Source organism: Paenibacillus validus NBRC 15382 (assembly GCF_004000985.1).
GTDB lineage: Bacteria > Bacillota > Bacilli > Paenibacillales > NBRC-103111 > Paenibacillus_G > Paenibacillus_G validus.
In genome coordinates this window covers 50,448-75,481 of record NZ_BIMH01000011.1, presented here as the reverse complement: position 1 = coordinate 75,481, position 25,034 = coordinate 50,448, and the positions used below count along the sequence as shown (strand labels likewise).

Below are 25,034 nucleotides of genomic sequence, written 5' to 3'. Positions count from 1 at the left end.
TGGATCCGCAGCTGTGTTTCTTTTACATCGCGTCTAATTTCTTTTTCTGCATGCTTAAATATTCAGTTCTCGGATCATAAACGATATGAGGATCGCTTATTTGTCTGAGATCTTTCCAGTAACACAGCACTCTTCCTTCATTCCCCCCCTTGAACATTTTACATCCTGAGCAAAAGTTGTCTATTTGGAATTGGTTTAACTCAACCACTTTATTTCGTAAGCAGCAATACACGTTTCCGATTTCATTGGCATAGTTAACATGGTTAATATACATAGCCATCCCTCCGCTTGTCCATTTAGTATGAGTATGGAAATTATACTGGATGTGAGCTGAAAAATGGCTCGAACGATGTTCACAAAATTGTGAGATTTTGACGAAAGCCATTAAAATAATAACTGGCCCATTCATGACTTTATTTTCCTGTACTTGTTTCGCAAGTAAAAGCAGAAAATGAATGCGAACAATTCATCTGGGGGAAATGGATCATGAACCGAGTCCGTACATGCCTTGGCGATTTTTATTGCTTGTACTTTGGTGTGGGTTGGGCAAGGGGCATTAGCGGAACCGGCTCATAAAGCCGTTTTAACCGTGAAAACTTCCCTTGATTCCGAACTCGAGACGAACCTGGAGCTGACGAATAACTTCGAACGCTTCCTGAAGCACGGTCAGCGTAAATCTGTCCAAAACATCCCCGTTCTGGATACTTACTTGACCCTAAATCGTAATGGAGAGCATCTCACCTTTCTGGTTGACCAGGCAGGCAACTTATACGATGAGAAGACCCTTGAAATTATTTATCTTCAAGAGCACATAAAATCGGAACTCAGGAATTACGTCCATAGCTTGCGCTCCAAACACTATGGCCAAATGATCGAGTGGGATAATGCTTCAACCTTGATCCCGAAGCAAGCGAAGTTCAAAGTCATCGACCTGGAAACCGGCCTCTCGTTTAACGTGCAGAGAAGAGCGGGAAGCAAACACGCGGATGTACAACCTTTGACCAAAGAAGATACCGCCATCATGAAACAAATCTACAACGGAGCCTGGAGCTGGCGGCGAAAAGCAATTATTGTTCAAACCGAGGATCAGCGGCTTGCCGCATCCATGCACGGCATGCCGCATGGCGGCGACGGCATTCCGGATAATGATTTTTCGGGCCATTTTTGTATCCATTTTACAGGAAGCTCTACCCACGGCTCCGGAAACGTTGATCCTGAACATCAGTTGATGGTATATAAGGCTGCCGGAAAATTAGTTGATTATTTCAATGAAGCTTCCCCTTATCAAATTGCGGACGCCTTTTTGATCGCATTAAACCTGAAGGAACCGCAAATCTTGAAAATGAGCTTTGCAGACGCCAAGGATCCGCAGCTTGATTATTTTCTGAAAGAAAAGGACCGGCTCAAAGGCATTCGCAAAAGATCCAGTCACGTTGACAAACCGTTCTCCGGTGTACTAGCTTTGGAATTTCCACTTGAAGTCAACATGTACCGGGAAAACAACCGCGTCGACAAAGCAACTTTTACGTTCCAAATGATCCGGGGATCTCTGCTGGAACCGTGGACCATTACATCCATCAGCATGGTTTCCTAAATAGGGGATCGGGCTAAACCCCTACCGTCTGGTGATTCATTCATAAAAACCAGGCATGCGGTAAATAAATATATTGTTGATTAATTGAACTGGAGGCAAATAAACCTATGTCACAATCGATTGAAGTTGCTTTACGAACGCTTCTTGCGGTTCTTGTGCTTTTTTTGTTAACGAAGCTGCTTGGCAAACGGCAAATATCCCAGCTTTCTTTTTTTGAATACATTACGGGCATTACGATCGGAAGCCTGGCTGCCTACGTTTCAATGGATTTAGATTCGATGTGGCATCTAGGTTTAATTTCACTGGTCGTTTGGGTATTGGTGTCGTTTCTTATTGAAATATTACAGATGAAAAGCAAAGTGTTCCGGGACTGGGTTGACGGAAAAGGAACCATTCTCATCAAGGATGGGAAAATAATGGAGGACAATCTAAAGAAAGAACGTCTCACAACCGATGAACTGCTGGAGCAGCTGCGTAAGAAAAATATATTTAAAGCGGCTGATGTTGAGTTTGCGGTCATGGAGCCCAGCGGCGAAATTAATGTGCTGGCAACCAAAGAAAACCAACCTTTAACCCCCAAGCATCTCGGTATTAAAGTAGGTCCCGAACAGGAACCGCAGACGGTTATTATGGACGGGAAAATGTTGGATGAGCCGCTGGCGACGATCGGATTAAGCCGGGAGTGGTTATACACCGAGCTGGAGAAGATCGGCGCTACCCTTGAGAATGTGTTCGTAGGGCAAGTTGATTCCTATGGTCAATTGTACGTCGACCTATATGACGACCAGCTCAAGGTTCCGCAGCCCCAGCTTAAGGCTACGCTGCTCGCCACCCTCAAGAAATGTGAAGCGGATCTTGAATTATATGGGCTTACAACGAAAGACGAGACGACGAAACAGATGTATGAACAGTGTTCCCGTAAATTACAAAGAGTGATTACGGAAATTAGACCGTTATTGGTCAGCTAGACCGGGTCTCTCCATTATAACAGCATAGGAAACCACCGGATCGTGTTGGCCGGTGGTTTTATGCGTTCCCGCAGCCGATAGACGAGTATTAAAGCGCGCATAAACAGCATACAATCAACAAACGACATTTCGGGGGAATGGGACATGGAGCAATGGGAAATCCGGCAGCCGAAACTGACGCATGTTCTTAAAAACACCGACGAAAACTTGTTTCAGGAGTTAGCGAAAGACTTCTCGGCAATTATTGGCTCCCCGGTTAAAGTATCCATTGTGAAAGAAAAGGAAAGATGGATGATTTTTTACAACCCTTCCGGCGAAGGCTTATTTCGCTTCTATATAAGCCTGCACGACCCGTCGATGAAGGAATACCTGACAAGCGATTTCGAGCTTGATCGCCCCGTCATTCAAATTCATGAATTGTTCGTCCACCCGATCGGACAGGGGCTCGGAACACAACTCATCTTCAAGCTGCTGGATCGTATCCAAGACACCAAGTTCGAGCTAATCGTATTGCGTGCAGAAAGTGAAAGAGCCGCACGGTTTTGGATCAAATTCGGATTTGAATACAAGGAGGATACGACCCCTTACATGCCATCCATGTCGCTTGATTTGGTGCCGATCCAACGAAGAACGACACCGGTTGTGAAAATACAATTTAAACAAACCTCGACTTGACCCAGGCCCGGATGCCCAACAGACGAAGCGAGCGGCGCGGCCGCAAACCTTTCCACGCGTCTAGCGGCCCGTCAGCCGGAAGCTTTTCCAGCCCGTGCGGCCGCTAACGAGTACTGTGAAGAAACTGTCTGCAAAAAAAAGCCGTTGTGGCCAAGTCCACCACACGGCTTTTCTCGCGTCTTAACCTCCATGCCTGCGCACTTTGCGTATATTCTTGCTCTTCTCTTCGGCCGCTTTAGCGTCGTCCTCCGCTTCCGAAACCCACAGCAAGCCCATACAAAGCAAGAACATCCCGCCGACCAACACCAGTCCAGGTATCAATAATCCTTGAACCTGTACATAAAGAACTCCGGCTATTGAGACCAAGAGGCCGGCAAACAAGCCCAGCCCGATCCGTTGGGCGGTTTGTCGCTTCAAGCGGAAACACCTCCTTAAACCATAAGCATCTCTTCTCTTCTAGTCTATTCGACTGTCAGCCGCTTAGAAGCGGTGCTTCCGGGCCGTATAAAGCCGATCCATCAATAAAAAGACCTGTTCCATTCAGAACAGGTCCTTGTTTGTTATTCAGGGTAAGGAGGATAAGGGATTGGGGTCAAACTATTCGGTTTCTTCCGATACTTCCTCGGACAATACTTCTTCCGTCACTTCGCCGGATGCGGCTTCTTCAACAGCCTCTTCTTCCGAAGCGGCCTCTTCAGCTTGTTCCACAACTACTTGTTCCACAACTTCTTCTTCAGACCGTACTTTCTCGTCTTCTCCCATATGTAATCCCTCCCAATGTTCGCCTAGGTTACCTAGACGTACCCTTAGTATACGATAGAGGCATATGAAATTGATGTCGTTTCATGCGGGCGAAAATATTACATTTCGATTACAAAAAAAAGCAGGGACAGCCGCACCTGCATACCCATCTGAGCTTACTCCCTCAGCGCTTCGCTGAGCTTTGTCGACATCGACGGCTTCTGCGCAGTCGCCGCCTTCAGCAGCGCTGTCTTCAACCGTTTATTCTCCGCCCTTAGCCGCTCCACTTCCTCCAATAGACCATGGACGATACGTCCGGCTTCCGTCTGCGGCTCGGCACCGTCTCCGTCCAGCTGTCGTATCAGGTCTCTCCACGCTTCGATCTTATCCGCACTCATCCGCTTGTTACGCCCCTAACTTCGTATACTCAACAATAATCATCAATTCCGATTCCAGTCCGGTCGATTCCCTGTCATTTTTCCGCGAAAACGCGCATAACATGATAGTGCAAAATCACTCGAGTAAAGGAGACACACTATGTACTATTGTATCGCATGCCGTAAATTGCACCGGTTGAACGACGAGCCTGCCCAAATCGTCTTTAAGACAGGATTCCATATTGTCGACGTCACCCGTTACCCTGCGGGACTTTGTCTCGTTTCCCAATCGTTGCAGCAAGAGTTATCAAGCGCTTCGGCCTAGCACAGAAATAGAAGGGGTGCGGCATGAAGCTCGATACGGCTTGTCAATAGCGCCGTCTCCAAGCCTTAACCGCAATCACGACGGAAAATAAGAGCATCGCCAAGCCTACGAACACGCCGAACCCCATCACCAGCCAACTCATCCAGTGCGCACGGGGTTCCGCCCCTTCGCATGCGCAAGCAAACGAGGGCAGCGTCATAAGGTCAAGTCCCCCGATCGTCATGGCGAACAGCACGGTCGCCAGCCCTCTTCTCCGTCGCTCCCATACGAAGCGCACTTTCCGTCTACGTTGTCCTAGAAGTAACATAGTTGTATCCCTCTCTCATCGATGATCATCCCGTCTATCGTTAGACGAAATCGCTGCAGGGATTGTTCCACGACAACAGTAATGACCGTAATAAACGGAGCAAAAAGGCGCGTTATGCGCGCCCAACCGGTTTCATGGTCCGGAAAAGCGACGAAATACGCACCAGGGGGCCGCTGTTCGCATCGGGATTATCGTTTTTTTCGCGAATTCCAATCGATGATATTATCTTTCGGCTCGGTTATGTTGATCTCTTCATTTCGTATCATTTGCGATAGATCAGCAATCGTCTTATCAAGCAGCTCGCCTTTATGTTTCGAGAACAGCCGGCGTCTTTCTTTGAGCAAAATTTCGAGCATCAACTTTTTTTGTTGCTTGCTGAACAGCATGGGCTATTTCACCTGCCGTTAATGGATTAAGGCTTACTTCTCCTCAAAGGTTAAGCATGGTTTGCCGGACGAGCGCCTGATCAGGCTTGAAGGCAATTCGCTCGTTTTAATGCCGTAAGAACGGCAGCCCCGAGGAAAATTCGGATCCCACGTGACATAGAAATGCTTGCATTTGTAACAATTGATCCGTGTTGTCGAAGATGGTTGCGATTGGTTTGCAGCCTGTCTCATCGTTTCCCTTACCGAGTCGATTGGAAAAATTCGATCCACTCGCCGTCCGGGCCGTAGAAGAAAAAGTACCTCGAGCCGTTCGGCAGCGTCGTAATTTCCTGATCGATGAGCCTTATGTCAAGCTCTTTAATCCGAGCAAATTCTTCTTCAATGTCGTCCACGGTAAAGGCAATGTGATGCACTTTGCCTTCCGCCGGCAAGCCTTCATTGTAGCCCTGAATCAATTCCAGCTCCGTTTCCGCCTGTTGCCCGAAGCCTAAGAAAGCAAGCTGGATAACGCCGTTCGGATGATCTAACCGCCCCTTCAGCTCCAACCCTACGACTTCCTTATAAAAACGTACCGACGCATCGATGTCTTTCACCATAACACCGACATGCTCGATTTTTTTGCGTGCCACTGTATCCCTCTCCCTCGCCGTTTATTTCTCCAGATTCATCATCCCTGTCCATTATATCACATGCCTTCGCGCTTCACAGCCGCGAAAGGCAAAAAGCAGCACGAGTCCGCCGGTCCGGCGAAGCTCAGGCTGCTAGATCCGCTCCTCCTCATTCACAAAAACGGACGAGGAGCGTATAGGATCAGCTTGCTTGTCCGGCATTCTAACAATCATCTCCTATTTCAGAGGCAATCCTGTTAGTATCTCCCTGATATTTTTTACCCGCGATTCGGCGCAAATGCCGCGCAGCTCCCCGAACTGCACGAGCGAGGAGCTGGAGATCGACGTGACCCGCACCGTGCCGGCTCGAATAACAGGATCAACATTGACAACACGCATCCGGACATCCTCGTCCGGCAGCAGCTCTGGAATCGGCCTCCAGAACGTCGAGAATTTTGACAAATCGCCCTCACTGCCCGAGAAACGCGAGATTTCCCTCTGCACGGCAAATACCAAGCTTACCGGAGCAAAATAACGCAAATCGCCTACGAACAGCGAGGAGGCATACCCGATATCGTTAACCTTGACCGACTGCACCGTGCTTGTACGTTCGTTCGGTATCGGCACACTTATTCCTCTTCCGTCGGAACAATCATTGTCGGGCCGATGATCAACGATTCCGGCGGCGTGTCGAACACCGATGACAGCGAGATCGACTGAGTGTCTCCTATCAGCAGAACGGAGGCGCTCGCAACCCCGACCACTTTGATATCGCCGACGCATAACGATCTATTTTCCACCTGCAAATTCATTCGAATCATCCGACTTCCCCCCCTCGTCCTTCTGCTTCATCAAATACTGCTCAATCCCGGATCTTACATCATCAATGACTTTAGATGCGATCGCTTCCTCCTGCTCTTGTGTAAGAAGAAGCGTCTGCCCGTTTCCTCCTATCGATTGCATATAATACTCGATCCGCTGCCCGGTTTGCCCTTGCAGGTCGCCGATCATGAAATCTTGAAATTCTTCGCTCAAGTGGAGCTGATACCGGTCCTGCAGTTTCTCCATCTCGGCAGGCGCGGCTTGCAGCAGGAAGTCATCGACTCGCTTCTGAATGCGCTCGAACGACTCAGAACGGGCCGTATTCGTGTAGACCGTCTTGCCGCCGACCGCCAGGTCGTCGATGTTCTGAGCCCCCAGCCCCGCGGGCGCAATACCGACATTCAGCGTGCCGTCCAGCTTCTCCACCTTCAGCTGATCGAAATTGTACTCGATCTTATCGATCCGTATGCGATCTTGCGACTTGACCTTGTCCAGCTCCTGCTCTAGGCCGTCGATCCGGCTCTCCAAGTAACGGATACGCTCAGTTTGCCACTTCAAATAGTCGTTCAGCTTCTGGAAATAGGACGCATATTCGGCGTACATGGCATATTCCTCCGTTTAAATGGTAGGGGAAGGCAGCGGCACCAACGGAAACGGAGAAGCTCCTTCGGGCCCTCCTACCTGCCCAAGCGCAGGCGCGGGCCCGGTAATCCCTCCGGTGTTATATAAATTGGAAAGTGCTCGAATCGTGCCCGCGGTTCCGATTTGCAGAATGGACGAGTTATTGATCGAGCCGACTTTAAGCTGATGGATCACGATATTTTGATGGACGGTGCAATTCGTCATGGCGGGCGACACCTGCCTTAGTTGTTGAGTGCATTGTTGGTATCCGCAACTTCCTTGTCAATCGTATTGGTCGTGCTCACATAGTTATATGTACGCAAAAAGTCTCCGGTGTTGAACGATCCGGCGCCTGCGAACGTTTTCGCCGTCGAACGCGGCGCCAGCTGGATGGAGTCGCCGATATGCACAATGGAGCCCGTACCAACACTGCTGATTTTGATCACGCCCACTATGGCCGGCATTATGCAGCACCCTACCTGTCATGGATTTGGTTCATTATATGAGAAGAACGGCGAAAGTATGTTTTGCTTTTCGCCTTAACACTCATGTCGAAGGCCGCACGGTCATATAGTGTAGAAGGAAGGAGTGAGGCTATATGAGCGGATCGAATCCGAATCCTTATTTCGACATGAACTGGAAGCAGTTCGAACAATTTTTCGGAGGCAAAATGCCGTTTCCGCCACAACCGGGTTCAGGGGATACGGGACCGGCTGCCGCAGCCGGAGATTTGTCTTGGGTGGACGGGTACATTAAGGACGTGTTAAAAAAAACGATTCCGCAGATGGAAGTGCAGACGTTGAATCATCATTTTCACTCGGAAGTGTTCGATACCCATAATAACGTCATCGTCAAGGTGCATATCCCCGACCGTGCGCAAGCGCGAAAAATCCGGGTGCTGCTGAATACCGACCAACTGAGGCTGGAAGGCCTTCCGGACGACAAGACGCAAACGATCGGGCTTCCCGGCTTCATCGTCCCAAGCAGCTGCAAAGCGGTCTATAAGAACGGTATACTGCAGCTTCATATGCGTAAACAAACGACGGAAAATCCATTCTACGAAATTGACGTCCGTTTTACGTGAGGATGCGCGGCAAAGGAAAGCACACCTGACTCGCTCCGCACGGAGACATGAGTGGTGTGCTCTTTTCTGTTCGTTGCTTCGTTAATTGTTGGCGGCATTGTTGCTGTCGGCGATATCAGGGTCAAGTGTATTGGTAAAGCTGATCAGTGTAAAGGTCGCGCTGAAATCACCCGTATTACTGCCGCCTGAACCTGTGTAAAATTTAAAGGTTGTTTTCGGATTAATTTGCAGCACGTCGCCAAACACCAGATCACCTTCATTGCCGGTAATTTTGATCGGGGCCAGTATGATTGAAGGCATGTCGTCCCTCCTCTTCCCTTGTGTGTTGTAAAGTATATGACGACGTTCAGCGAAACATCCCGACTTTCAGCAAGCGATCTAAGCTAAAGGCACGGGTTCGTCTGCGCAGAAGGCAAATGAAAAAACTCCCTGGTTGTCCCGATGCCTAGCGCATCCGTTCATCCAAAGAGTTTCCTGACTTGTCGTACTGCCGAAGACCGGGGTCGAACCGGTACGGTAGTCACCTACCGCAGGATTTTAAGTCCTGTGCGTCTGCCTATTCCGCCACTCCGGCTTATGGTAACGTCGAAAAATCCCGACTTTTTTTATTATATCCACGATCCGGGGAAAAATCAATTGAAATTTTCACCTGGGCATGGATAAATCGGCAGCATACCGGAAATCATATCCTTACATTGGCAGACAAAAGCCAATGAACATTCAATCCAGGAGGGATTTCAGGCATGGCTACAGGAAGAAGTCGTTCCAATAATCAACTGGTCGTTCAGCAAGCGGCGTCTGCATTAGAGCAATTGAAGTATGAAGTAGCGCAAGAATTAGGCATTCAGGTTCCGCAAGACGGGTACTACGGCTATATGGCTACGCGCGATACAGGCGCTATCGGCGGTCACATCACCCGCAGACTGGTACAAATCGCGGAGCAGCAGCTGTCCGGACAAGCTTTCGGAAAGCGATGATCGCGAAAATGGCTTTCCAACGAATCCTCCTCAGACATAAGGATGGTTTGTAACACATAAGTCCCCGCCCGGTTTATCCCGGCGGGGAATTTTCTGCGTATAAGATCCTTAGATCAAGAAGGGAGCCAGCCCGATGAGTCAACAACCCTATGAACAAGAACTCGCCAAAGCGCTGCTGGAAGCCGGCATGGAAGAACCCGAAATCAGGGAAACGGCACGCCGCCGGCTGCCCGCCAAGACCGAAATCCGCATCCAGGCCCCGTTCGATCCCGTCACTGAAGAAACGGAACTTTACCGGCGGTTGGCCCAAGAAATTGACGATCGTTACGACCGCTACGTTCAGGAATCAACAAACGAAGAGAATACTTGAAATCCCTCCGGCGGCAGTATGGCCGCGGTGCCGGAGCTTAGGGAGCGAGCTCCCGGATGCTCGTTAACGTTTGAGTGATTTTATTGATCGTTTGCAGCATCGGGGAGTCCGCAAGCGCTTTGAAATCGATCACGTTCTGATTCATCTGCTCCAAATGCAATGTCAATTCTTTCATTAAAGCTTCATTATGCGCGACCAACTGCTTATGAAGGTCTTGAGCCACTTTGGGAACTTCCAGACCGTTAAATCGCACGATGCCGTCCCTCATGCTCTCCAGCTCCTGTTGAAGCGCCGTTCTGGACGCAGGATCCAGCAGCGCTTGCTGAGCCAAGACCGGCACCTGCTCGGCAAAACCGCTCGCCCGATTCACAAAACTCGTCGCTTCATTGATGTAATCGAGCGTATGGTTCACTTCGTTAAGCGCCGAACAACCCGGCAGTATCCCGATAACGAGCGCCAATAGCAGCAAATAACGTTTCATGTCTTACCCTCCTCCTCGTTTCCCGCTATACGTTATACTACTTTGAAACCGGAGATTGGTTTCATAATCGGTACATCTGCGTCGTTCGACCGGATGAAAACCGTAGAGACAGGTACGAAGCGTTCTTGACATGACAAAAACCCTTGCTGAGCAAGGGTTTTTGTCATAGGGGTCAAGCGTGTCCGGACCCAGGGGGTTATTTGGCTTTGGCTTTGTTCGGGAACCATCTTTGCAGGCTGAGCTTTTTCGTGACGACCGTATCTTTTGGGGCTTCGTTCTGAAAATTACGAAAAGGTTTGTGATCCATTTGGATATCAGCATGATCGTTAAATAACCTAGAAGTAAATAAAAGTAATTGGCTCCCTTATATAATTGAAATAAGCCGAAGGCCGATAAAGCGGGTTTAAACAAGAACGAAAGCAGCACGCTTAAAGCGGTCGCATATAAATAATAATTTTTATGTTTATGGAGCGTCCATTGATACACGAACATGTATACGACAGGAATAAATGAGGCGTCCAATGCGATACTGGTTATGGTTGACGGTATTGCTTGATAAGGATAACTCCATAACACATTCTTGATGCCATAGGCATCGATATAGGTAAACCATACATGGACATTAAACCCAAAGAAACCGATTTGCAGTGCTCTTCGTTTGTCGATGAATACGTAAAGCACAATCAGAGGCACGATGAGCAGAGCCGCATAAAACCAAAATTGCCATGTGCTTAAATTCGAATATTGTTGCCAATAGTTAAACCAAAGCAGGCTAAGATTTTCTTGCATCCTGTTGATTTGTTCAAGTTGTTTACTTTGTTCTGCCAACAAGACTTTCCCTCATTTCTTCGCTTTATTTCATCCATTAACATCTAGAATACCCACCCCCGTTTCGATTTATTTCTAATCAGATAAGGTATCAAGAAAAACGTTGATTCGACAACACCGTTCATCATCCTTTTTAACCAACTTCTTTTATAATTCATATATAAAACACCAGGAGGTGCTGTGCCTTGCCCTATTATCAATTCACTGAAATTTGGACACCCCTTAAATGGATCGGCATTCGCTTCTATTCGGATGGGGATGGGAATAAATGGATTAAAGTATGGCGCCGGTCAAGGCGATTGATTAAGTAAACGGCGGCAGGTCATCGCTAACTTCCCTCGCCTTCCGGGCAAAAAAAATAGCCCCGATCGACTCGGGACACAAAGTTCAGGCTCTTATAAGGTAGAATCCATCGTATTAACGCGTTTACCAAAGTGGTATCTGGCTTTGGCCGCCAATCTCATTTTTTCCCTGGGACAAAGACAGTCTTCCATCATTAGTTCGTAATGTCTGGCCAGAAAGCGATGCCAGGCCATCTTAAACTCTTGTATCATTCATCATCAACCTCCTCTTGTCCCGCATGACATAACGGAGGCTATATTACGGCAGCTGGCTGACATATTGGAGATTCCAACGAAGTCCCTATAGCTTTGCGTCACCATTTTTCAATGGTTTTGCCATGATCGTCGTACATGCGGTTGATATCAATCAAATTATATCTAACTTGAAGAGGATTGCAATGCATCGTTTGTATGAATTTAGGTTTTTTTTGGAATTCCTAATTAGGTAATTTTTCCCTTGTTTTTATATATTTTTATTCTACCTGTCGATATTCCTCACATTTTATACCGAATTATTGACTAAAACCTGTTGGCTTAGCTTCCGCTCGACTCCATAGCTAAGCAATGCCCCGGCGAGGCCGAGAATGGTAAGGATCGCTGCCAGCCACGGTACGGAAGTCAGACCGGCATACGTAATGGTCAGGCCACCGAGATAGGCGCCTGAAGCGTTGCCCAGGTTCAAGGCAGAATGGCTGGAGGTCGCTGCGAGCAGCGGCGCTTCATGCGCCAAATTCATGATGCGTACTTGGATGCCGGGCATGATGCCGAAGGCTGCGATTCCCCAGCAAAAGACGGTGATGACGGCAAGAACGGGATAACGGAGTGTTACGGTCAACAAGGAAAGAATGACCGCCAGTACAGCAAAGTTAACCATGACCGAAGGCATAAGCTTCCAGTCCGCCAGCTTGCCGCCTACTATATTTCCGATGGTCACTCCGAAACCGAACAACACTAGAATCCAGGTCACACTGTGTTCGGCAAAGCCGCTAATCGATTCCAGCATCGGTGTAATGTACGTAAAGACGGAGAACAGGCTCGCGCATCCCAATGCACCCGTAATCAGCATCAGCAGCACTTGCGGGTTCACCAGACTGCGGAACTCTTGGGCCAAACTGGACGGTTGATCTTGGCGGATGATGGGGATGAATCGAATAATGCCGATAAGAGAAAGGATCCCCAGTAAGGTAATCGTCCGAACGAAGCTCTCCACCCAAGCTGTTGACCAATGAAAGTTCCGAACGGTACGCCGATAATGTTGGCCACGGTTATTCCGGCTAGTACCATGGATACGGCGCCCGCCCGCTTCTCGGGTCGTACGAGACGGGCTGCTATAAGCGACCCGACGCCCAGGAATGATCCGTGAGCAAAGGCCGTCATAATTCGCGCGGCAATAAGCAAATAGTAGGTAGGAGCCACCGCTGACAAGGCGTTGCCGGCAATGAAGATACACATGAGCAGAACGAGCAATTTTTTTTGCTGCATGCGGTGGGTAATCACGGTGAGCACGGGAGCGCCTACGGCGACACCGAGTGCGTAGCTCGTAATAAGCTGCCCGGCTTGCGGAATCGTAACGTGCAGATCGTCGGCGACGTTAGGCAGAAGACCCATAATAATAAACTCGGTCATGCCGATGGCGAAGGCTCCAATGGTGAGACATAAGAGGGATAACGGGAAACGGTCCTTCTTTTGCGGCATTGGAGCTTGGTTTTTTGATGAATTCATGTTAGATTTCCTCTTCCTATCCATAAATAATAACTGCCCGAATATGTCAATCAATAGGACATCCGAAAGGAGGAGGCAGCAAAAAAAGGCGAACTGCTTGGTGCGGTATCGCCTTTCTGCATCGGTGCAACAAATCGTGCGCTCCAGCTTCTTCAGCCGTAGGGAGTTCTTTCTATGATGTCATCCACAAATAAAGAAAAACCCTTGTTCGGCAAGGGTTTTCTTCGTATGGGCCCTGAGGGACTCGAACCCCCGACCAATCGGTTATGAGCCGACCGCTCTAACCAACTGAGCTAAGGGCCCTGGAGTTTGGTTGCGGGGGCAGGATTTGAACCTGCGGCCTTCGGGTTATGAGCCCGACGAGCTACCGGGCTGCTCCACCCCGCGCCATTGTGCTGTCGACAGCGACAAAAATAAATATACACCAAATAAATCCTCGCAGTCAAGCACAAATTTAAACGGTATACCGAACTCCAAAGCGCCCTTTTCTGGAGCGAAAAACTTCAACCTCAGAAGGGCATTCGTACCCGTAAATCCACCAATCTTCTTCCATCCGTTTAGCTAAGCAGCCTGCTTGAAACTTGCTCTCATATAATTTTACCCAATAGACCCATCTCAACAGTCCTCACCCCGCCTGGTTCCATAATGAAGAGGAAGCAATGCTTGTAGTGTAACCCAATAAAAGCACCCTTATTTCTAAGGATGCTTTCGCATAATTGTACAATTTCAGGAAAATCTATAGCCTCACCGAGCGGGCATCACCCTGCGTTCTTCTCCGGCGTCTCCAAATCCGGCACGATGGGAACAACGACGTTATCCTGCTCCTCCCGCTCTTGCTGGTCGCGTTGATGGTGAGCGATGCGGCTGGCAGCGGACGATGCAATACTGGCCACCAGGTCGTCCAGAAACGTATGCACGCCTCGGCCGTTCTTCGTGTCCAACTGCTTGATGATGCCGATTTTCTGTTTATCTAAATGGCCGAAGGTCGTAACTGCGATGCTGCCGTAACCGAAAACTGACCCGAGCGCCAATGTTTCATCGCAGCCGAACAAGCCTTCATCCGAAGCGATAATCGATTGAATCGGCTCAGACAGCAGGCCCTTTTCAGCCAACACATCGAGCTCTATACCTACGAGAATCGCATGCTGAAGCTCGCGCTTCTGCAGTACCGCATGGACCGCTTCCACGCATTGATCTATCGTGAGCGCCGCGTTGTAGGGCAATTGCATCTCCCGGACGATCAGGGCTATATCCTCTATGGTGACGCCGCGCTCCTGGAGCTTCCGGTAGACGGCGGCCTTGACTTCCTTGCTATGAACTTGACGATTCATGAATATCGCCCCTTTACATGAAGTGATTTCATTATACCATGGGATGTAACCGCTTGTACGCAGGTGTTTTTCGGAATTTTCAAAAACGGCTCTTGGTCGTTCGCCCATTGTTCCAAAAACGTGTTACACTCCTTGGCTGTTGGTTTAATAAATGACAAACAGACATAAGGAGTGGAATCCATGTCCCTACGTCCACCTGCCATCTCGGCACTCCTCAGTCCCATCCTGATCTTCGGCTTCCTCTTCGGAACAACAGCTCACGCGGCACCGGCTTGGACAGAGCATACGTATATCGCGCACGGACTGGGAGAGCTCGACGGTACTGCGGCTGCGAACGCCGGCGACGCTTTAATTCGCAATTACGACAAGGGCTTTCGCGTATTCGAAGCCGACCTGATCCTAACGTCCGACGACAGACTCGTAGCCAGACACGACTGGTCTGACTATTTGTCCCGCCTGCTCAAGCAACCGGTTGCCTCCGAACAAACCCGCGATCAAGCGATGACAATCAACCAATTCAAAGAACGTCTAATCCTTGAAAAATATAAACCGCTGGAGATCAAAGAACTCCTTTACCTGCTTCAACTGCATCCGGGCGCCTACTTAATCACGGACACGAAGGAAACCGATCCGAAACTGGTAAAGATGCAGTTCCAGCAAATTATAGACGCGGCGAACGCGTTAGATCCGGCGCTGCTAGACCGGATCGTACCCGAGTTGTATACCCCCGAAATGATTCGCCAAGTGCGGCAAATTTATCCGTTCCCGTCCATCATCTATTCGTTGTATTTATCGTCCCTCAGTCACAGGGAGGTGATCCGGGTCGTGAAATCGTTCGGTATCGATACAATTGCCATGCCGGTCGAACGAGTCGATGCAGCTTGGATTCGACGTCTCGAGCAAGAAAGCGTCAAGGTATACGCCCATACTGTGAATGATCCGAAGGATGAAGAACGTCTTCGCCGATTGGGCGTGCATGGGATCTATACAGACAGCTTGCAGCCGCTGGAAGCGCCGGCTGCCAAATCGGCTTCGGAAGGTCCGGTGATCGCGAGCCCGGTGACGGCCGTTGCCGCCGCAACGGCCGAAGCACAAGCATCGACAACCGCTGAAGTGCACGAAGAAGCGGGCTTTGCGGAATGGCTCGTCGCCCTGATCAAGGCTTGGATCGCCTCGAAGTTCACGTAACCGCAAGCAGCTAAACAACAAAGCCGACCTCGAGAAGGTCGGCTTTGTTGCGTCTTATAGGAATGAGCGGAATTATTGCTTAAACTCGGCGAGTAACCGTTTCGCTTCGCCCGCAGGCGTTTGGAACGTTTCATAAATGCGAACTTTCATTCTTGGATCAAACGTTTCCGAAGCTCCGTTAATCGTGATGTTGTTCTCCCCGTTCACCAGACGCCCGGTTCCGTACAGGCTTCCGCTTGCCGAGCCGACAAGGCGGTCGGAGGAATCGTACAGCTCGAAGAACAGATTCGAGAAGTTCGGGTCTAACTGAACCTGCTCATCGCGCTGAATCGCCAGATCCAGCTTCAGACGGTACGCATAACGGTATTGCGTCGTCGGGCCGTAATCGGAAACGAGATGCCAATCCTTCACCTTCACATCGAACGGATATAGGCTGAATTTGCCTTTCTCAGGAGCTTGAAGCTCCGTCGAGAACACGGCAACCGTCGATTTGTAAGGGGCAGCGGACGTCGTATCCTGGATCTTCATGACAAGCCCATTGCCTTTCTCCGATACCGGCACTGTGAAGCTGTAGCTGACCGTCAGCGAAGAGTTCGGCATGACCGTCCGCGTGACGACGTTCTGACGGCTTCCGGCATATTCGTAACCGTCCGTGCTAACCAGATCCGCTTGGAACGTTGGCAGCGCAACCGGTTTGCTGGAGTTATTCGTCAATTTAAATTTGGCCGTTACATGTTTGTTGCCGGCCTCTTCGTTCTCGTCCATCACAAACTCGACAACCGACACTTGCATATCCGGATGAATCAGCTCGCTCAGCTTGTCGAACGCAATCGGCGTCCCGATCTTATACGCGGCAACGCCTGTCGTTACTGCGTTCGAAGGCAGTATGATATTCAGTCGGCCGACATTGAAATTCGTAACGCCGCCCGCTTGCGCGAACGACTCCCGGGTCAGCACGTTAAAGCTTTCGATCGTTGTATCCTGATCGACTGGAATCGCATAATGAATATATTTCTCTTCCTTCGGTTCCAGTACGAGGCTGCGCTGCTCTACACGGGAACCTTCGTAAACCTTGCTGGCGCTCTTGCCGTCGATTCCGAAGGCCGGGATCGTTTCCCGCTTGCCCGTCGGGTTGTAAGCCAGCAATTGAACGACAATCACGGTGCCCTGTTCAGTCGATTCCTTGTTCAAAGAAACCGGTGTGTATTGCAGCGGCGAGATCAGTCCCGGGATCGTAAACGATTCCGACCATTTCTTCAACGCCGCCGGATCCGTGATCGTCGTGTCGCTGCCTTGCCAAGAGACACCCTGAACCGGTATGCCGACGATCAGCGTCTCTTTCTTCGGATACACGTAATAATCGACATCCGTCCAGTTCACTTGAGACAAGACGACCTCGTCCGTCCGGTCGATCGTCGTCATGTAGCTTAATTCCGTCGTCGCTTTCGGTTGAAGCGATTTGGCATTGGCTGCGCTGCCCTGCAGCGTATACTCGATGCCTTCGTTCGTTCTAACGCGCAGTTCGTAGTCCGGTACGCGCGTAATGGCGCTGCCGTTATTTTTCAATCTCACGACTACGCCGATCCGCGTACCCGCATCGACACGCTCGTTCAATACACCCTTCACTTCAACGTCCAGCAAATCAGTCAACTTATAGGAAACGACAGCCGGCGCTCCGGCAGCGGCCGAATCGGCCGCAAGAGCCGAATAGCCGGTACCGAGAAGGGAGACAGAAATTACGACGGATGCTACAGATAATTTCAGTTTGTTGTTCACTTGTTTTCCTCCTGTCAAGTCCGCTCTGGCCTTACTTCGCCAGCTGCACTTTTTCTTTATCTTTGAGTTGGTTTTGGCCGGAAACGATCAACTGCTCGCCTTCCTTAACGCCCGAGATAATCTCTTGAATGGTCTCGTTCAAACGGCCGAGCTCCACTTTGCGCTTCTCCGCCGTGTCGCCGACCAGGACGAAGACGAACGTTTCGCTTCCTTCCCGCACGACGCTAAGCGTAGGAACCGTCACCACGACTTGATCGTTGTCATCGGTCAACAACACTTGCGCCTTCATGCCCGGTTTTAATTTCCGATCAGCATTCGCCACTTCCAGCTCCAGAGCGTACGATTTGGATTGTGCGCCCATGACATCCGCCAAATAAACGACTTTCGCCTTCGCCCGCTCCGTTTCGCCCGGAACGTAGAATTCGAGCTCCTGCTTGCCGCGGATCAGTTGAGCCGCCTCTTCGGTTAGCTCCGCTTTAATTTTCACCGGGTCGAGCTGTTGAATCGTCGCTCCCTTGAAGCCCGGACTAAGCGTCATCCCGATTTCCACAGGCAAATCCGTCAATACCCCACTGGCCGTCGCTTTCACCTCCGTGTTGTTCAGGCTGCGCTCCAATTCGCGAACCGTCACATCGGCCGTCTGCACGCCTTGCTCCAGCTGGGCGAGTTGATTCGTAGACTCGAACGTTTTCAGCTTTTGGCGGGAGCTTTCAAGATCCAGCTTCAAGTTGTTCAGTTGGGTTTCAAGCTGCTCCAGCTGAAATTTGGTCACAAGACCAAGGTCATAATCGTTGCGCATTTTGTTATAGGTTTTCTCGGTATCCCGGACCGCGGCTTCCAGCTTTGCGATGCCGTTCACCATATCTTGTTTGCCGTCAGCCAAATCCTTACGGGTTTTGGCCAATTGCTGCTGGCTGCCGTTCAATGCGATTTGCGCCTTCTCTTTGGAAATTTGCAAATCCGTCGGATCAAGGCGGAACAGCACATCGCCCTTCTCGACCACATCGCCGCGTTTTTTCAAAATTTCGAGCACATCGCCGTTCACTTTCGTGATTACATCCATTTGGACGGAGGCGACGACATCGGCCACTTGCTCAAGCGGATCCCCGATTTTCTTCTTCTCCACCGGTGAGACTTTCACGACCTTCAATTGCGATTCGGCAGCATTGGCAGCCGTCGGCTGAGCTGCCGGTTGTGCGGAACAGCCCGCGATGAGCGCCGTGCAGATCACAACGGCTCCCGCCACTTTGGTGCTGTGTTTCAACGTAGACTTCATTGTCGAATTCATGGACCGATTCTCCTTTTCCCTCTCTGTCAATCAACAAACCCTGATTCAGGTTTAATGAGCAGCCGTTGTCGCAGTGACGTCGACAGCTTTATTTTTTTTGCGGAACAAGCGGCGGACAACTCCGTTAATTAAATCGTAAGCGACCGGTACGACAACGAGTGTCAGGAGCGTAGAAGTCGTCAACCCGCCGATAACGACGACAGCAAGACCTTTGGAAATCAGCGCCCCCTTGGACAGTCCGAGAGCCAGCGGCATCAAGGCGATAATGGTAGCGCCGGCCGTCATAATGATCGGACGAAGACGCGTCAGGCCTGCTTCAATTAACGCTTCGCGGACTTCGTATCCTTCTTCGCGCAGCTGCTGTACCCGGTCGACGAGAACGATGGCGTTCGTTACGACGACCCCGATCAGCATAAGGAAGCCGATCAGCGACGTAATATTGATGGATTCGCCTGTAATCAGCAAGGCAATCAGCCCCCCGATAGCCGCAAGCGGAAGCGAGAACAGGATGGCGAGCGGCGCGGTGCCGTTGCCGAAGGCAAGTACCATGATCAGATACACAATGAAGACGGAAGCAATCATCGCAATAAACATTTGGTTAAAGCTCGTTTGAATGTCGTCCGTCACGCCCTTTACCTGCGTCCGTACGCCCGGAGGCAGCTCTAATGTATTAAGCGCTGCCGAAATTTTCGCGCTGACGCCGCCTTTGTCGATCGAATCGATCCTGGCCGTTACGTTCACATACTGCTCCTGCTGCTCTCGCGTGATGGAGACCGGAGCCTCAATCTGGCGCACTTTCGCCACCTCATTCAGCGCAACCTTGGAGCCGGAAGGCGTAATGATCGTAAAGCTGCCGATTTTATCGACCGAGTTTTTGAAGCTAGGATCGAGCATGACCTTCGTTTCAAACGTTGCGTTGTCGAATTTCAAATCGCCGATTTTTTCCTCTGCCAGCCAGGAGTGCACGCCTTCCATAATTTGCGCCGAAGAGAGGCCGAACAATCTGGCTTTGTTTTGATCGACGCTAATTTCGATTTCTTGCTTCGACTCGCTCAAGCTGTCTTTAATATCAATCATTTCCGGGAACTCTTTCATTTTGTCGCGGACCAATTGCGCGGCCTCACGCAAATAGTTCAGATCGTCCCCTTTCAACACATAGTTGAAGTCAGCGCCGCCGGAAGGAGGTCCTCCCATGGAAAGCACCGAACCGTCAACCTCGGAGCCTTTCGGCAGCAAGTATTCGATGTTCTTCTTAAAATCCTGAACGACATCCTTCGCATTAGAGTTCGCGGAAGCGACCGCAAAGAACGAAGAACGGTAGGCGATCCGGTCCGATCCCCCGTTGTAGCCGATGGACGATTCCACATAATCGAACGTCGGCTGACCCGCCGAATCCTTCGATTCGAACATCATCTTCTCGATTTCCTTCACTTTCTCGTTCATCGTTTCGATTGTCGTTTCGCGAGGCATTTTGATCGTCAACATCAGCATCTTATCCGATTCGCTCTCCGGCATGAAGCCCGAAGCCAGGAAAGGCACCGTACCGGCGACGGATATGACGAGCGCCAGCATGGCGATGAGCAGCGTCTTGATCCGGTTGCGAAGCGACCAGGTCAAAGCCTTCTTATATGTAAGCGTTAGTTTGCCGACGGGAGCCTCGTCGTGAGCTTTGATGTTCTTGCTGCCGAGCACAAGCAGCTTAGCCAGCATCGGGATTACGGTGACCGCAACCAAGAGCGAGGACAACAGCGCCACGGACAGCGTAATCGCGAACGGGCGGAACACTTCGCCCAGTACGCCGCTGACGAATGCGATCGGTCCGAATACCCCTACCGTCGTAATCGTCGACGAGGTAATGGCCGACGAAACTTGGGCGGTGGCCAGCTTGATGACCGACTCGTTTCGCTCCTGCGCCTTTTGCAGCTGGCTGTATATATTCTCGATAACGACGATACTGTCGTCGACGACCCGGCCGATGGCGATCGCCATGCCGCCCAGTGTCATAATGTTCAACGAGATGCCGAGCGGCGCCATGATAAGCAATGTAATTAAAGTTGATAACGGGATTGAGACTAAAACGATAATGGTCATCCGAACATTTCTAAGGAAGAGCAGGATCATGACCGAAGCCAAAATCGCACCGAGCGCTCCCTCCTTCAACATCCCGTTGATCGACTCTTTAATGTCAAGCGCGCCGTTGTAGATCGCTTGGAAGGTGATGTTCGGGTAATCCTTCTTCCAGCCTTCCATCAGCTTATCGGCTTCGTTGCCAAACTCGACGGCATTGGCATTTTTCGTCTTGAACAAGCGCACGCCGATCGCCGGTTGACCGTTAAGACGGGACAAGAAGGTGGATTCCGTGATTGCTTCCACTTTCGCGATATCCTTCAGCAGCAAGGTCGTACCGGTAGGGGCGGTAATTTTCATATTCTCCAAATTGTAAATCGTGTTCAAATCGCTCTTCACGCGAACCATCTGCTCGTTCCCGTTAAAGTCGACCGTTCCCGCAGGACTCGTCATCAAAGCGGCCCGAATGTTTTGCGACACCTGCGACGGGGTCAGGCCATAGTTCTGGATCGCGTTCGCGTTCAGCTTCATCGTCAGCACGGATTCCTGGTTGCCGATCGAATCTACGTGGTCGATCCCTTTCATGGCGTTGAAGCCCGGCAAAATGACGTCTTTGTACACTTTGTCAAGCTCTTGCTGACTCATCCCGTTCTTGGCGTAAACCGACAAGTAGTATACGGGCTCGGAAGCGAAACCAAACGTTTGCACTTTCGGCTTTTCCGAGGCGGAAGGCAACTTGACGTTGGCGATCAAGCTCTCTACGTCCTTCTTGGCGTCGTCTGCCTTGATGCTCTGTTCAAGCTCGATCACGATTTGCGAAAAATTATCGCTGGACGTGGACTTCAAATTTTTAATCCCTTCGAGACTCGCGACCGCCTTCTCCAGCGGTTTCGTGACGTCTTCGAGCACGTCCTTCGGGGGCGCCGTATATTGCGTGTTGACGAGGACGACCGGAAACGAGATATCCGGCATGCTTTCTACTTTCAGCGTCGTCGCCGCGTAGGCCCCGCCTCCGAATAAGAGAAGAACAATGATGATAACGGCCGTGATGTTCTTCATGGAAAAACTTGTTAATTGATTCATCTCTCTACTCCTCCATTAGAAATGCTGACAACTTAGACGCAGCTTTCGGAGGGTCCCCTTCATTTTTTTGAAAATGTTTTTCGGCTAGAAGGCGATCCTTCGTCAAACTTTTTCGTCAAGCTTCTTCTTCAAGCTTCTTCTTCAAGCTTTTGTTTCACGAGCTGCCACTCCTCTTCGATGCCTTCCAGCCGCGATAAAATAAGCTGATACATCGCCACTGCTTCCTTGTACCTCCGCTTGGCAACCTCGTAGGAGGCGCGTTCTTCGGGCGGGAGATCCTCGATGGTTTCCATCGTCTCCAGCGTCGTTTGAACGTGGCGATTATAAATTTCAATCTTTTGCCTCGTCCCTCGAAGCGTGATGATGTTGACGTCGTCTGAGATGTAGTAATAATCTTTACGGTCGCTGCTGGTGGCAAGCTTGGTGCATAGCGCGTTTTTCTCCAGGGTGCGCACCTGCACGCTGACGGCCGCTTTCGTCACACCCAATTGATCGGCCATTTCCTGCAGACTGACCGGCTCGGATGCGAACAGCAGCAGCGAGAAAATTTTACCGACCAGCGGACTATAGCCCTCAGATTCGAAGGATAGAGACATCACGTTGCTTTCCGAACGCTTCAGGTCTGAGAACGAAACAGGTGGTGAATTCATCTTACATAGACTCCTCAGGGTTATGTATGTTTCCGCCGTTAACAAAATTGTTAACGATAATAACTTACTGTGCAACAACCCCCTCTGTCAATATGTTCCACATAAAATTAACCAAGTGTTCAATTCTGTGAGCATTATGTTAAAAAAACCGCGCCTGTCAGTTATACGAAACTGAGCAAGCACGGTTACGATGAATTAGTCCGTCGTTTCAAACCAGGTAATTTTTTGAGAGGCTAGCAGCTTCTTATGACCGTTGATCGATTCGTATACCTTCAGATCGTAATCTTTGAGGTACGAGACCAAATAAATGAAATTACTGTCATTTTTATCCAATCTAAACTTTTCTTTCTTGCCGAGCAGCAGTTTGCCTGTTATATTTTGCGAAGGGTCGCTGCCATTCGACGTATCCGAATTCTCAAAGTCTTTAAAATCGAAATCCCAGCTGAACTTAACGCGATCTTCACGATCTTCCAAGGAAATAACGAGTTTGCGCCCCTCGACGTTCGTTTCGTTCAGCAGGTTCTTGCTCAGCTCATAATCGAAAAACAAGTGAATGCCCTCTTGGTCTCCGCGCGTATGAATCTTACTCATCGACAGCTTATACGGCGCCAGATCGATGTTCAGCAGCTTCGGCTGCACTTCCTTCTGCTCGGCCGGCAGCCAGAACGACGCGGCGTTCACGTAAGCGTCCGGCTTATTCTCGCCTTCGGTCAGCTTGTCTTGCGTGACCGCATCGCCGATCATCAGCTGCAGCCCATTCGTATCCATCCCTTTCGGAATGACGCTCGACATGAGCAGCAGGGCCGTTCCTCCCGGGCTGATCTTGTTCTTGATCTCGCCGAAGGTCGCCGGGAGAACGGTGCCGTCCGCTGTTTTGAAGTATCCGACCAGCTTCGACACGCTGTTATACCGCTTCTCTTCATTGACCGCTTCCAGCTGGACGGCGATCGTATCGGCCGTGTCGCCGGTGTATGTCGTCAGCTTGCGCACCTTGTAGCTGGCGCTGCGCCCAACGCTCGTCACTTTGTACGTTTCGCCGACGTTGTTAAGCGGGATGCTCATCAGCTCCGAGCTGTGCTCGAATTCGAGCAAATCCTCCGAGCTCGCGCTGTCCGTCGAGCCGCCCCCGTCCGTGCCGCCGGTTCCCCCGGAGCCGCCGCCGACTGCAGCCTTTTCCTGGAGAACGAGCTTCGCTTTGGCGAACTCGTACGTGTACGGAATTTTCCCGATAAACTGGTACTGCGCACTCCCGCCGGCCGCCAGACCAATGACCTTATCCGTACGAATCAGCTTGGCTTCCACTTTGATGTTGTCGTCCAGCATAAAATACCCGGTTAGGTCCGGTAATGGCAGCGATTCCGTTCCTTTGTTGCCGAGCAGCAGCTTCGCTGCCAGAATGTCCTGATCTTCCCACGGCATTCTTTGAACCGCATTCAGCTCCGCCGAATACGTACCGTCCTTGTTGGTGAAATCGTACGCGACGCCCGTACCGACGCTGTCGGGTTCCGATACGGCAGGTAGCGTGTAATACGCGACAGGAAGGTTCAGCTTGAGATCGGCCGCATTCTGGACGATCACCAGCTGCCACCCTTCCTTAGATAAGGAAACAGGCACCGATCCCGTCAGTTCGATATCCTTATCCGTCTGCGGAAGGATGGTCAGCTCTTTCGCGCCTTTCGGATTCAGCGGGTACATGTAGCCTTCGCTCGTTCGAATTAAATATTGATAGGTCGGCACGGCCACGCTTCGACTGCCTGTATTGGCCATATTCAGCACGATCGTCGGCGTGTAGTTTTTCTCGTTTTTTCCGACATACACTTTCTCAATTTGCGTCTTGACCGGGTTTCCGTTCATTTGAATCGTTCGAGGAGCGCCTGCCGGGGTCACGATGCTGTAGTCGTCCGGCACCTGCACCTCCCCAAGCTTGCGTTCGAAGTTCGCTTGACTGAAATCCCATTGGATAATCTCAAAAATAAGGTCATTCAACTGTGTCGTTTCATTGACCGTCGCATAAAACCCGATATCCTGACTCGATTTCGGGGTAATCCGGTTTTTGTCCTTATCCTGCGGGAGCACCTTCACCGTAATCTGGTTGCCGGAAGCCGTACGCAGCCGGACCCAATAATCGATGAACTGCAAGTCGCTCGTCCCGTTGTTATGGACCGTTAAGGTGAAAATGACAGTCTTGCTGCCCTGTTCCGGCAGCATCGATAAGTTTTTCACCTCGAACGTGCTGTTGCCGTTCACGCTCACTTGCCCGATCGACGGCGCATTGCCCGTCGAAAGCACGGTGGAGCTGGATGTTCCGCCGGCCGGGCCGTCCGCCGCAAAAGCGGGAACGGCGCTGCCCAGCGTCAAGGCGGAAGCTAGAAACCACAAGCAAGCCCTGTTGACACGTTTACGTCTTTGATTCATGTTCGTTGC

28 protein-coding genes, 3 tRNA genes, 1 pseudogene and 1 riboswitch are annotated in these 25,034 nt (G+C 50.5%); of the genes and pseudogenes, 8 read left to right on the top strand and 24 right to left on the bottom strand.

The genetic code is table 11. From position 1 onward, the window contains the following. Positions 1-589 precede the first annotated feature (589 nt). The 3 genes from PVA01S_RS10215 to PVA01S_RS10205 all read left to right on the top strand — a co-directional run bounded on the left by PVA01S_RS10215 (position 590) and on the right by PVA01S_RS10205 (position 3,237). Positions 590-1,594: a hypothetical protein gene (locus tag PVA01S_RS10215; protein ID WP_127607332.1), complete on the top strand. Its 1,005-nt coding sequence runs from the start codon at positions 590-592 to the stop codon at positions 1,592-1,594. A gap of 107 nt (positions 1,595-1,701) precedes the next feature. Next, positions 1,702-2,562, top strand: coding sequence for a DUF421 domain-containing protein (locus PVA01S_RS10210; RefSeq protein ID WP_127607331.1), 861 nt, complete (start codon positions 1,702-1,704; stop codon positions 2,560-2,562). Between the two features lie 144 nt (positions 2,563-2,706). Beyond that, positions 2,707-3,237, top strand: a complete 531-nt coding sequence (locus tag PVA01S_RS10205; protein WP_127607329.1) for a GNAT family N-acetyltransferase — start codon at positions 2,707-2,709, stop codon at positions 3,235-3,237. Positions 3,238-3,417: 180 nt separating this feature from the next. On the opposite strand, the gene PVA01S_RS10200 is transcribed toward PVA01S_RS10205, so the two are convergent. From PVA01S_RS10200 to PVA01S_RS10195, 3 genes are all read right to left on the bottom strand, one after another. Next, positions 3,418-3,654 (bottom strand): hypothetical protein, encoded by a 237-nt coding sequence (locus PVA01S_RS10200; protein WP_127607327.1) that lies wholly within the window; start codon positions 3,652-3,654, stop codon positions 3,418-3,420. A gap of 180 nt (positions 3,655-3,834) precedes the next feature. Beyond that, positions 3,835-3,999, bottom strand: a complete 165-nt coding sequence (locus tag PVA01S_RS26565) for a hypothetical protein (RefSeq protein WP_155615272.1) — start codon at positions 3,997-3,999, stop codon at positions 3,835-3,837. A gap of 155 nt (positions 4,000-4,154) precedes the next feature. Further along, a complete protein-coding gene (locus tag PVA01S_RS10195; protein WP_054795565.1) occupies positions 4,155-4,376 on the bottom strand; it encodes a hypothetical protein in 222 nt (73 codons plus the stop codon). Between the two features lie 139 nt (positions 4,377-4,515). Between PVA01S_RS10195 and PVA01S_RS10190 the strand changes: the two genes are divergently transcribed. Further along, positions 4,516-4,680, top strand: coding sequence for a DUF3973 domain-containing protein (locus tag PVA01S_RS10190; protein ID WP_127607325.1), 165 nt, complete (start codon positions 4,516-4,518; stop codon positions 4,678-4,680). 43 nt (positions 4,681-4,723) lie between these two features. On the opposite strand, the gene PVA01S_RS10185 is transcribed toward PVA01S_RS10190, so the two are convergent. From PVA01S_RS10185 to PVA01S_RS10145, 8 genes are all read right to left on the bottom strand, one after another. Next, the gene (locus PVA01S_RS10185) at positions 4,724-4,987 is read right to left on the bottom strand and encodes a hypothetical protein (RefSeq protein WP_127607323.1); all 264 of its coding nucleotides are present in this window, start codon (positions 4,985-4,987) and stop codon (positions 4,724-4,726) included. A gap of 188 nt (positions 4,988-5,175) precedes the next feature. Beyond that, positions 5,176-5,373 carry a hypothetical protein gene (locus PVA01S_RS10180; RefSeq protein ID WP_127607321.1) on the bottom strand — a complete coding sequence of 66 codons (198 nt, stop codon included), beginning with the start codon at positions 5,371-5,373 and terminating at the stop codon, positions 5,176-5,178. Between the two features lie 239 nt (positions 5,374-5,612). Then, positions 5,613-6,002, bottom strand: a complete 390-nt coding sequence (locus tag PVA01S_RS10170; protein WP_127607316.1) for a VOC family protein — start codon at positions 6,000-6,002, stop codon at positions 5,613-5,615. A gap of 216 nt (positions 6,003-6,218) precedes the next feature. Next, the gene (locus PVA01S_RS10165) at positions 6,219-6,608 is read right to left on the bottom strand and encodes a spore germination protein GerPE (protein ID WP_244932931.1); all 390 of its coding nucleotides are present in this window, start codon (positions 6,606-6,608) and stop codon (positions 6,219-6,221) included. Positions 6,609-6,610: 2 nt separating this feature from the next. Then, positions 6,611-6,793 carry a spore gernimation protein GerPD gene (locus PVA01S_RS10160; RefSeq protein ID WP_127607411.1) on the bottom strand — a complete coding sequence of 61 codons (183 nt, stop codon included), beginning with the start codon at positions 6,791-6,793 and terminating at the stop codon, positions 6,611-6,613. Next, the gene (gene gerPC / locus PVA01S_RS10155; RefSeq protein WP_054795561.1) at positions 6,771-7,406 is read right to left on the bottom strand and encodes a spore germination protein GerPC; all 636 of its coding nucleotides are present in this window, start codon (positions 7,404-7,406) and stop codon (positions 6,771-6,773) included. The genes PVA01S_RS10160 and gerPC overlap by 23 nt, the downstream gene beginning before the upstream one ends. A 15-nt stretch (positions 7,407-7,421) precedes the next feature. Next, the gene (locus PVA01S_RS10150; RefSeq protein ID WP_054795560.1) at positions 7,422-7,649 is read right to left on the bottom strand and encodes a spore germination protein GerPB; all 228 of its coding nucleotides are present in this window, start codon (positions 7,647-7,649) and stop codon (positions 7,422-7,424) included. A gap of 17 nt (positions 7,650-7,666) precedes the next feature. After that, a complete protein-coding gene (locus PVA01S_RS10145) occupies positions 7,667-7,888 on the bottom strand; it encodes a spore germination protein (protein WP_127607314.1) in 222 nt (73 codons plus the stop codon). Between the two features lie 134 nt (positions 7,889-8,022). On the opposite strand from PVA01S_RS10145, the gene PVA01S_RS10140 reads away from it, so the two are divergent. Beyond that, positions 8,023-8,508 (top strand): Hsp20/alpha crystallin family protein, encoded by a 486-nt coding sequence (locus PVA01S_RS10140; protein WP_127607312.1) that lies wholly within the window; start codon positions 8,023-8,025, stop codon positions 8,506-8,508. An 81-nt stretch (positions 8,509-8,589) separates the two neighbouring features. Here PVA01S_RS10140 and PVA01S_RS10135 read toward each other — a convergent pair whose 3' ends face one another. Both PVA01S_RS10135 and PVA01S_RS10130 read right to left on the bottom strand, forming a co-directional pair. Further along, positions 8,590-8,808, bottom strand: a complete 219-nt coding sequence (locus tag PVA01S_RS10135; protein WP_127607310.1) for a spore germination protein — start codon at positions 8,806-8,808, stop codon at positions 8,590-8,592. A 188-nt stretch (positions 8,809-8,996) separates the two neighbouring features. Then, positions 8,997-9,082: transfer RNA gene (locus tag PVA01S_RS10130), tRNA-Leu, on the bottom strand. Between the two features lie 169 nt (positions 9,083-9,251). Between PVA01S_RS10130 and PVA01S_RS10125 the strand changes: the two genes are divergently transcribed. Further along, positions 9,252-9,485 carry an alpha/beta-type small acid-soluble spore protein gene (locus tag PVA01S_RS10125; protein WP_054795556.1) on the top strand — a complete coding sequence of 78 codons (234 nt, stop codon included), beginning with the start codon at positions 9,252-9,254 and terminating at the stop codon, positions 9,483-9,485. A 133-nt stretch (positions 9,486-9,618) separates the two neighbouring features. After that, positions 9,619-9,855, top strand: coding sequence for a hypothetical protein (locus tag PVA01S_RS10120; protein WP_127607308.1), 237 nt, complete (start codon positions 9,619-9,621; stop codon positions 9,853-9,855). A 37-nt stretch (positions 9,856-9,892) separates the two neighbouring features. Here PVA01S_RS10120 and PVA01S_RS10115 read toward each other — a convergent pair whose 3' ends face one another. The 6 genes and pseudogenes from PVA01S_RS10115 to PVA01S_RS10090 form a co-directional block, all read right to left on the bottom strand. After that, entirely contained in the window at positions 9,893-10,336 is a 444-nt protein-coding gene (locus PVA01S_RS10115) for a DUF6376 family protein (RefSeq protein WP_127607306.1), read from the bottom strand. 3 nt (positions 10,337-10,339) lie between these two features. Further along, positions 10,340-11,167, bottom strand: coding sequence for a CBO0543 family protein (locus PVA01S_RS10110; RefSeq protein ID WP_174817575.1), 828 nt, complete (start codon positions 11,165-11,167; stop codon positions 10,340-10,342). 598 nt (positions 11,168-11,765) lie between these two features. After that, positions 11,766-11,853, bottom strand: a riboswitch (cyclic di-GMP riboswitch). Positions 11,854-12,007: 154 nt separating this feature from the next. Then, a pseudogene (locus tag PVA01S_RS10105) lies at positions 12,008-13,227 on the bottom strand (MFS transporter). A 229-nt stretch (positions 13,228-13,456) separates the two neighbouring features. Further along, positions 13,457-13,530 (bottom strand) — tRNA-Ile (locus PVA01S_RS10100). 7 nt (positions 13,531-13,537) lie between these two features. Further along, positions 13,538-13,614, bottom strand: a tRNA-Met gene (locus PVA01S_RS10095). Positions 13,615-13,985: 371 nt separating this feature from the next. Continuing rightward, positions 13,986-14,558, bottom strand: coding sequence for a phosphatidylglycerophosphatase A family protein (locus tag PVA01S_RS10090; protein ID WP_054795552.1), 573 nt, complete (start codon positions 14,556-14,558; stop codon positions 13,986-13,988). Between the two features lie 180 nt (positions 14,559-14,738). Here PVA01S_RS10090 and PVA01S_RS10085 point away from each other — a divergent pair, with 180 nt between their 5' ends. Then, entirely contained in the window at positions 14,739-15,746 is a 1,008-nt protein-coding gene (locus PVA01S_RS10085) for a phosphatidylinositol-specific phospholipase C/glycerophosphodiester phosphodiesterase family protein (protein WP_127607304.1), read from the top strand. Positions 15,747-15,818: 72 nt separating this feature from the next. Here the strand turns inward: PVA01S_RS10085 and PVA01S_RS10080 are convergent, their stop codons facing one another. The 5 genes from PVA01S_RS10080 to PVA01S_RS10060 form a co-directional block, all read right to left on the bottom strand. Next, positions 15,819-17,522 carry a hypothetical protein gene (locus PVA01S_RS10080; protein ID WP_054798723.1) on the bottom strand — a complete coding sequence of 568 codons (1,704 nt, stop codon included), beginning with the start codon at positions 17,520-17,522 and terminating at the stop codon, positions 15,819-15,821. Positions 17,523-17,553: 31 nt separating this feature from the next. Then, positions 17,554-18,810, bottom strand: coding sequence for an efflux RND transporter periplasmic adaptor subunit (locus tag PVA01S_RS10075; protein WP_127607302.1), 1,257 nt, complete (start codon positions 18,808-18,810; stop codon positions 17,554-17,556). Between the two features lie 51 nt (positions 18,811-18,861). Further along, a complete protein-coding gene (locus PVA01S_RS10070; protein ID WP_127607300.1) occupies positions 18,862-21,960 on the bottom strand; it encodes an efflux RND transporter permease subunit in 3,099 nt (1,032 codons plus the stop codon). 128 nt (positions 21,961-22,088) lie between these two features. Further along, entirely contained in the window at positions 22,089-22,610 is a 522-nt protein-coding gene (locus PVA01S_RS10065) for a GbsR/MarR family transcriptional regulator (RefSeq protein WP_127607298.1), read from the bottom strand. A gap of 195 nt (positions 22,611-22,805) precedes the next feature. After that, the gene (locus PVA01S_RS10060; protein WP_127607296.1) at positions 22,806-25,025 is read right to left on the bottom strand and encodes a hypothetical protein; all 2,220 of its coding nucleotides are present in this window, start codon (positions 25,023-25,025) and stop codon (positions 22,806-22,808) included. Positions 25,026-25,034 lie beyond the last annotated feature (9 nt).

Bases quoted from the DNA above. Each gene is read 5' to 3' on its own strand.
- PVA01S_RS10180 (WP_127607321.1), bottom strand. From the start codon at position 5,373: ATGCTGTTCAGCAAGCAACAAAAAAAGTTGATGCTCGAAATTTTGCTC.
- PVA01S_RS10145 (WP_127607314.1), bottom strand. From the start codon at position 7,888: ATGCCGGCCATAGTGGGCGTGATCAAAATCAGCAGTGTTGGTACGGGC.
- PVA01S_RS10115 (WP_127607306.1), bottom strand. From the start codon at position 10,336: ATGAAACGTTATTTGCTGCTATTGGCGCTCGTTATCGGGATACTGCCG.
- PVA01S_RS10120 (WP_127607308.1), top strand. From the start codon at position 9,619: ATGAGTCAACAACCCTATGAACAAGAACTCGCCAAAGCGCTGCTGGAA.
- gerPC (WP_054795561.1), bottom strand. From the start codon at position 7,406: ATGTACGCCGAATATGCGTCCTATTTCCAGAAGCTGAACGACTATTTG.
- PVA01S_RS10160 (WP_127607411.1), bottom strand. From the start codon at position 6,793: ATGAATTTGCAGGTGGAAAATAGATCGTTATGCGTCGGCGATATCAAA.
- PVA01S_RS10075 (WP_127607302.1), bottom strand. From the start codon at position 18,810: ATGAATTCGACAATGAAGTCTACGTTGAAACACAGCACCAAAGTGGCG.
- PVA01S_RS10070 (WP_127607300.1), bottom strand. From the start codon at position 21,960: ATGAATCAATTAACAAGTTTTTCCATGAAGAACATCACGGCCGTTATC.
- PVA01S_RS10065 (WP_127607298.1), bottom strand. From the start codon at position 22,610: ATGAATTCACCACCTGTTTCGTTCTCAGACCTGAAGCGTTCGGAAAGC.
- PVA01S_RS10090 (WP_054795552.1), bottom strand. From the start codon at position 14,558: ATGAATCGTCAAGTTCATAGCAAGGAAGTCAAGGCCGCCGTCTACCGG.
- PVA01S_RS10140 (WP_127607312.1), top strand. From the start codon at position 8,023: ATGAGCGGATCGAATCCGAATCCTTATTTCGACATGAACTGGAAGCAG.
- PVA01S_RS10125 (WP_054795556.1), top strand. From the start codon at position 9,252: ATGGCTACAGGAAGAAGTCGTTCCAATAATCAACTGGTCGTTCAGCAA.
- PVA01S_RS10205 (WP_127607329.1), top strand. From the start codon at position 2,707: ATGGAGCAATGGGAAATCCGGCAGCCGAAACTGACGCATGTTCTTAAA.
- PVA01S_RS10190 (WP_127607325.1), top strand. From the start codon at position 4,516: ATGTACTATTGTATCGCATGCCGTAAATTGCACCGGTTGAACGACGAG.
- PVA01S_RS10135 (WP_127607310.1), bottom strand. From the start codon at position 8,808: ATGCCTTCAATCATACTGGCCCCGATCAAAATTACCGGCAATGAAGGT.
- PVA01S_RS10210 (WP_127607331.1), top strand. From the start codon at position 1,702: ATGTCACAATCGATTGAAGTTGCTTTACGAACGCTTCTTGCGGTTCTT.
- PVA01S_RS10185 (WP_127607323.1), bottom strand. From the start codon at position 4,987: ATGTTACTTCTAGGACAACGTAGACGGAAAGTGCGCTTCGTATGGGAG.
- PVA01S_RS10195 (WP_054795565.1), bottom strand. From the start codon at position 4,376: ATGAGTGCGGATAAGATCGAAGCGTGGAGAGACCTGATACGACAGCTG.
- PVA01S_RS10060 (WP_127607296.1), bottom strand. From the start codon at position 25,025: ATGAATCAAAGACGTAAACGTGTCAACAGGGCTTGCTTGTGGTTTCTA.
- PVA01S_RS26565 (WP_155615272.1), bottom strand. From the start codon at position 3,999: ATGGGAGAAGACGAGAAAGTACGGTCTGAAGAAGAAGTTGTGGAACAA.
- PVA01S_RS10085 (WP_127607304.1), top strand. From the start codon at position 14,739: ATGTCCCTACGTCCACCTGCCATCTCGGCACTCCTCAGTCCCATCCTG.
- PVA01S_RS10150 (WP_054795560.1), bottom strand. From the start codon at position 7,649: ATGACGAATTGCACCGTCCATCAAAATATCGTGATCCATCAGCTTAAA.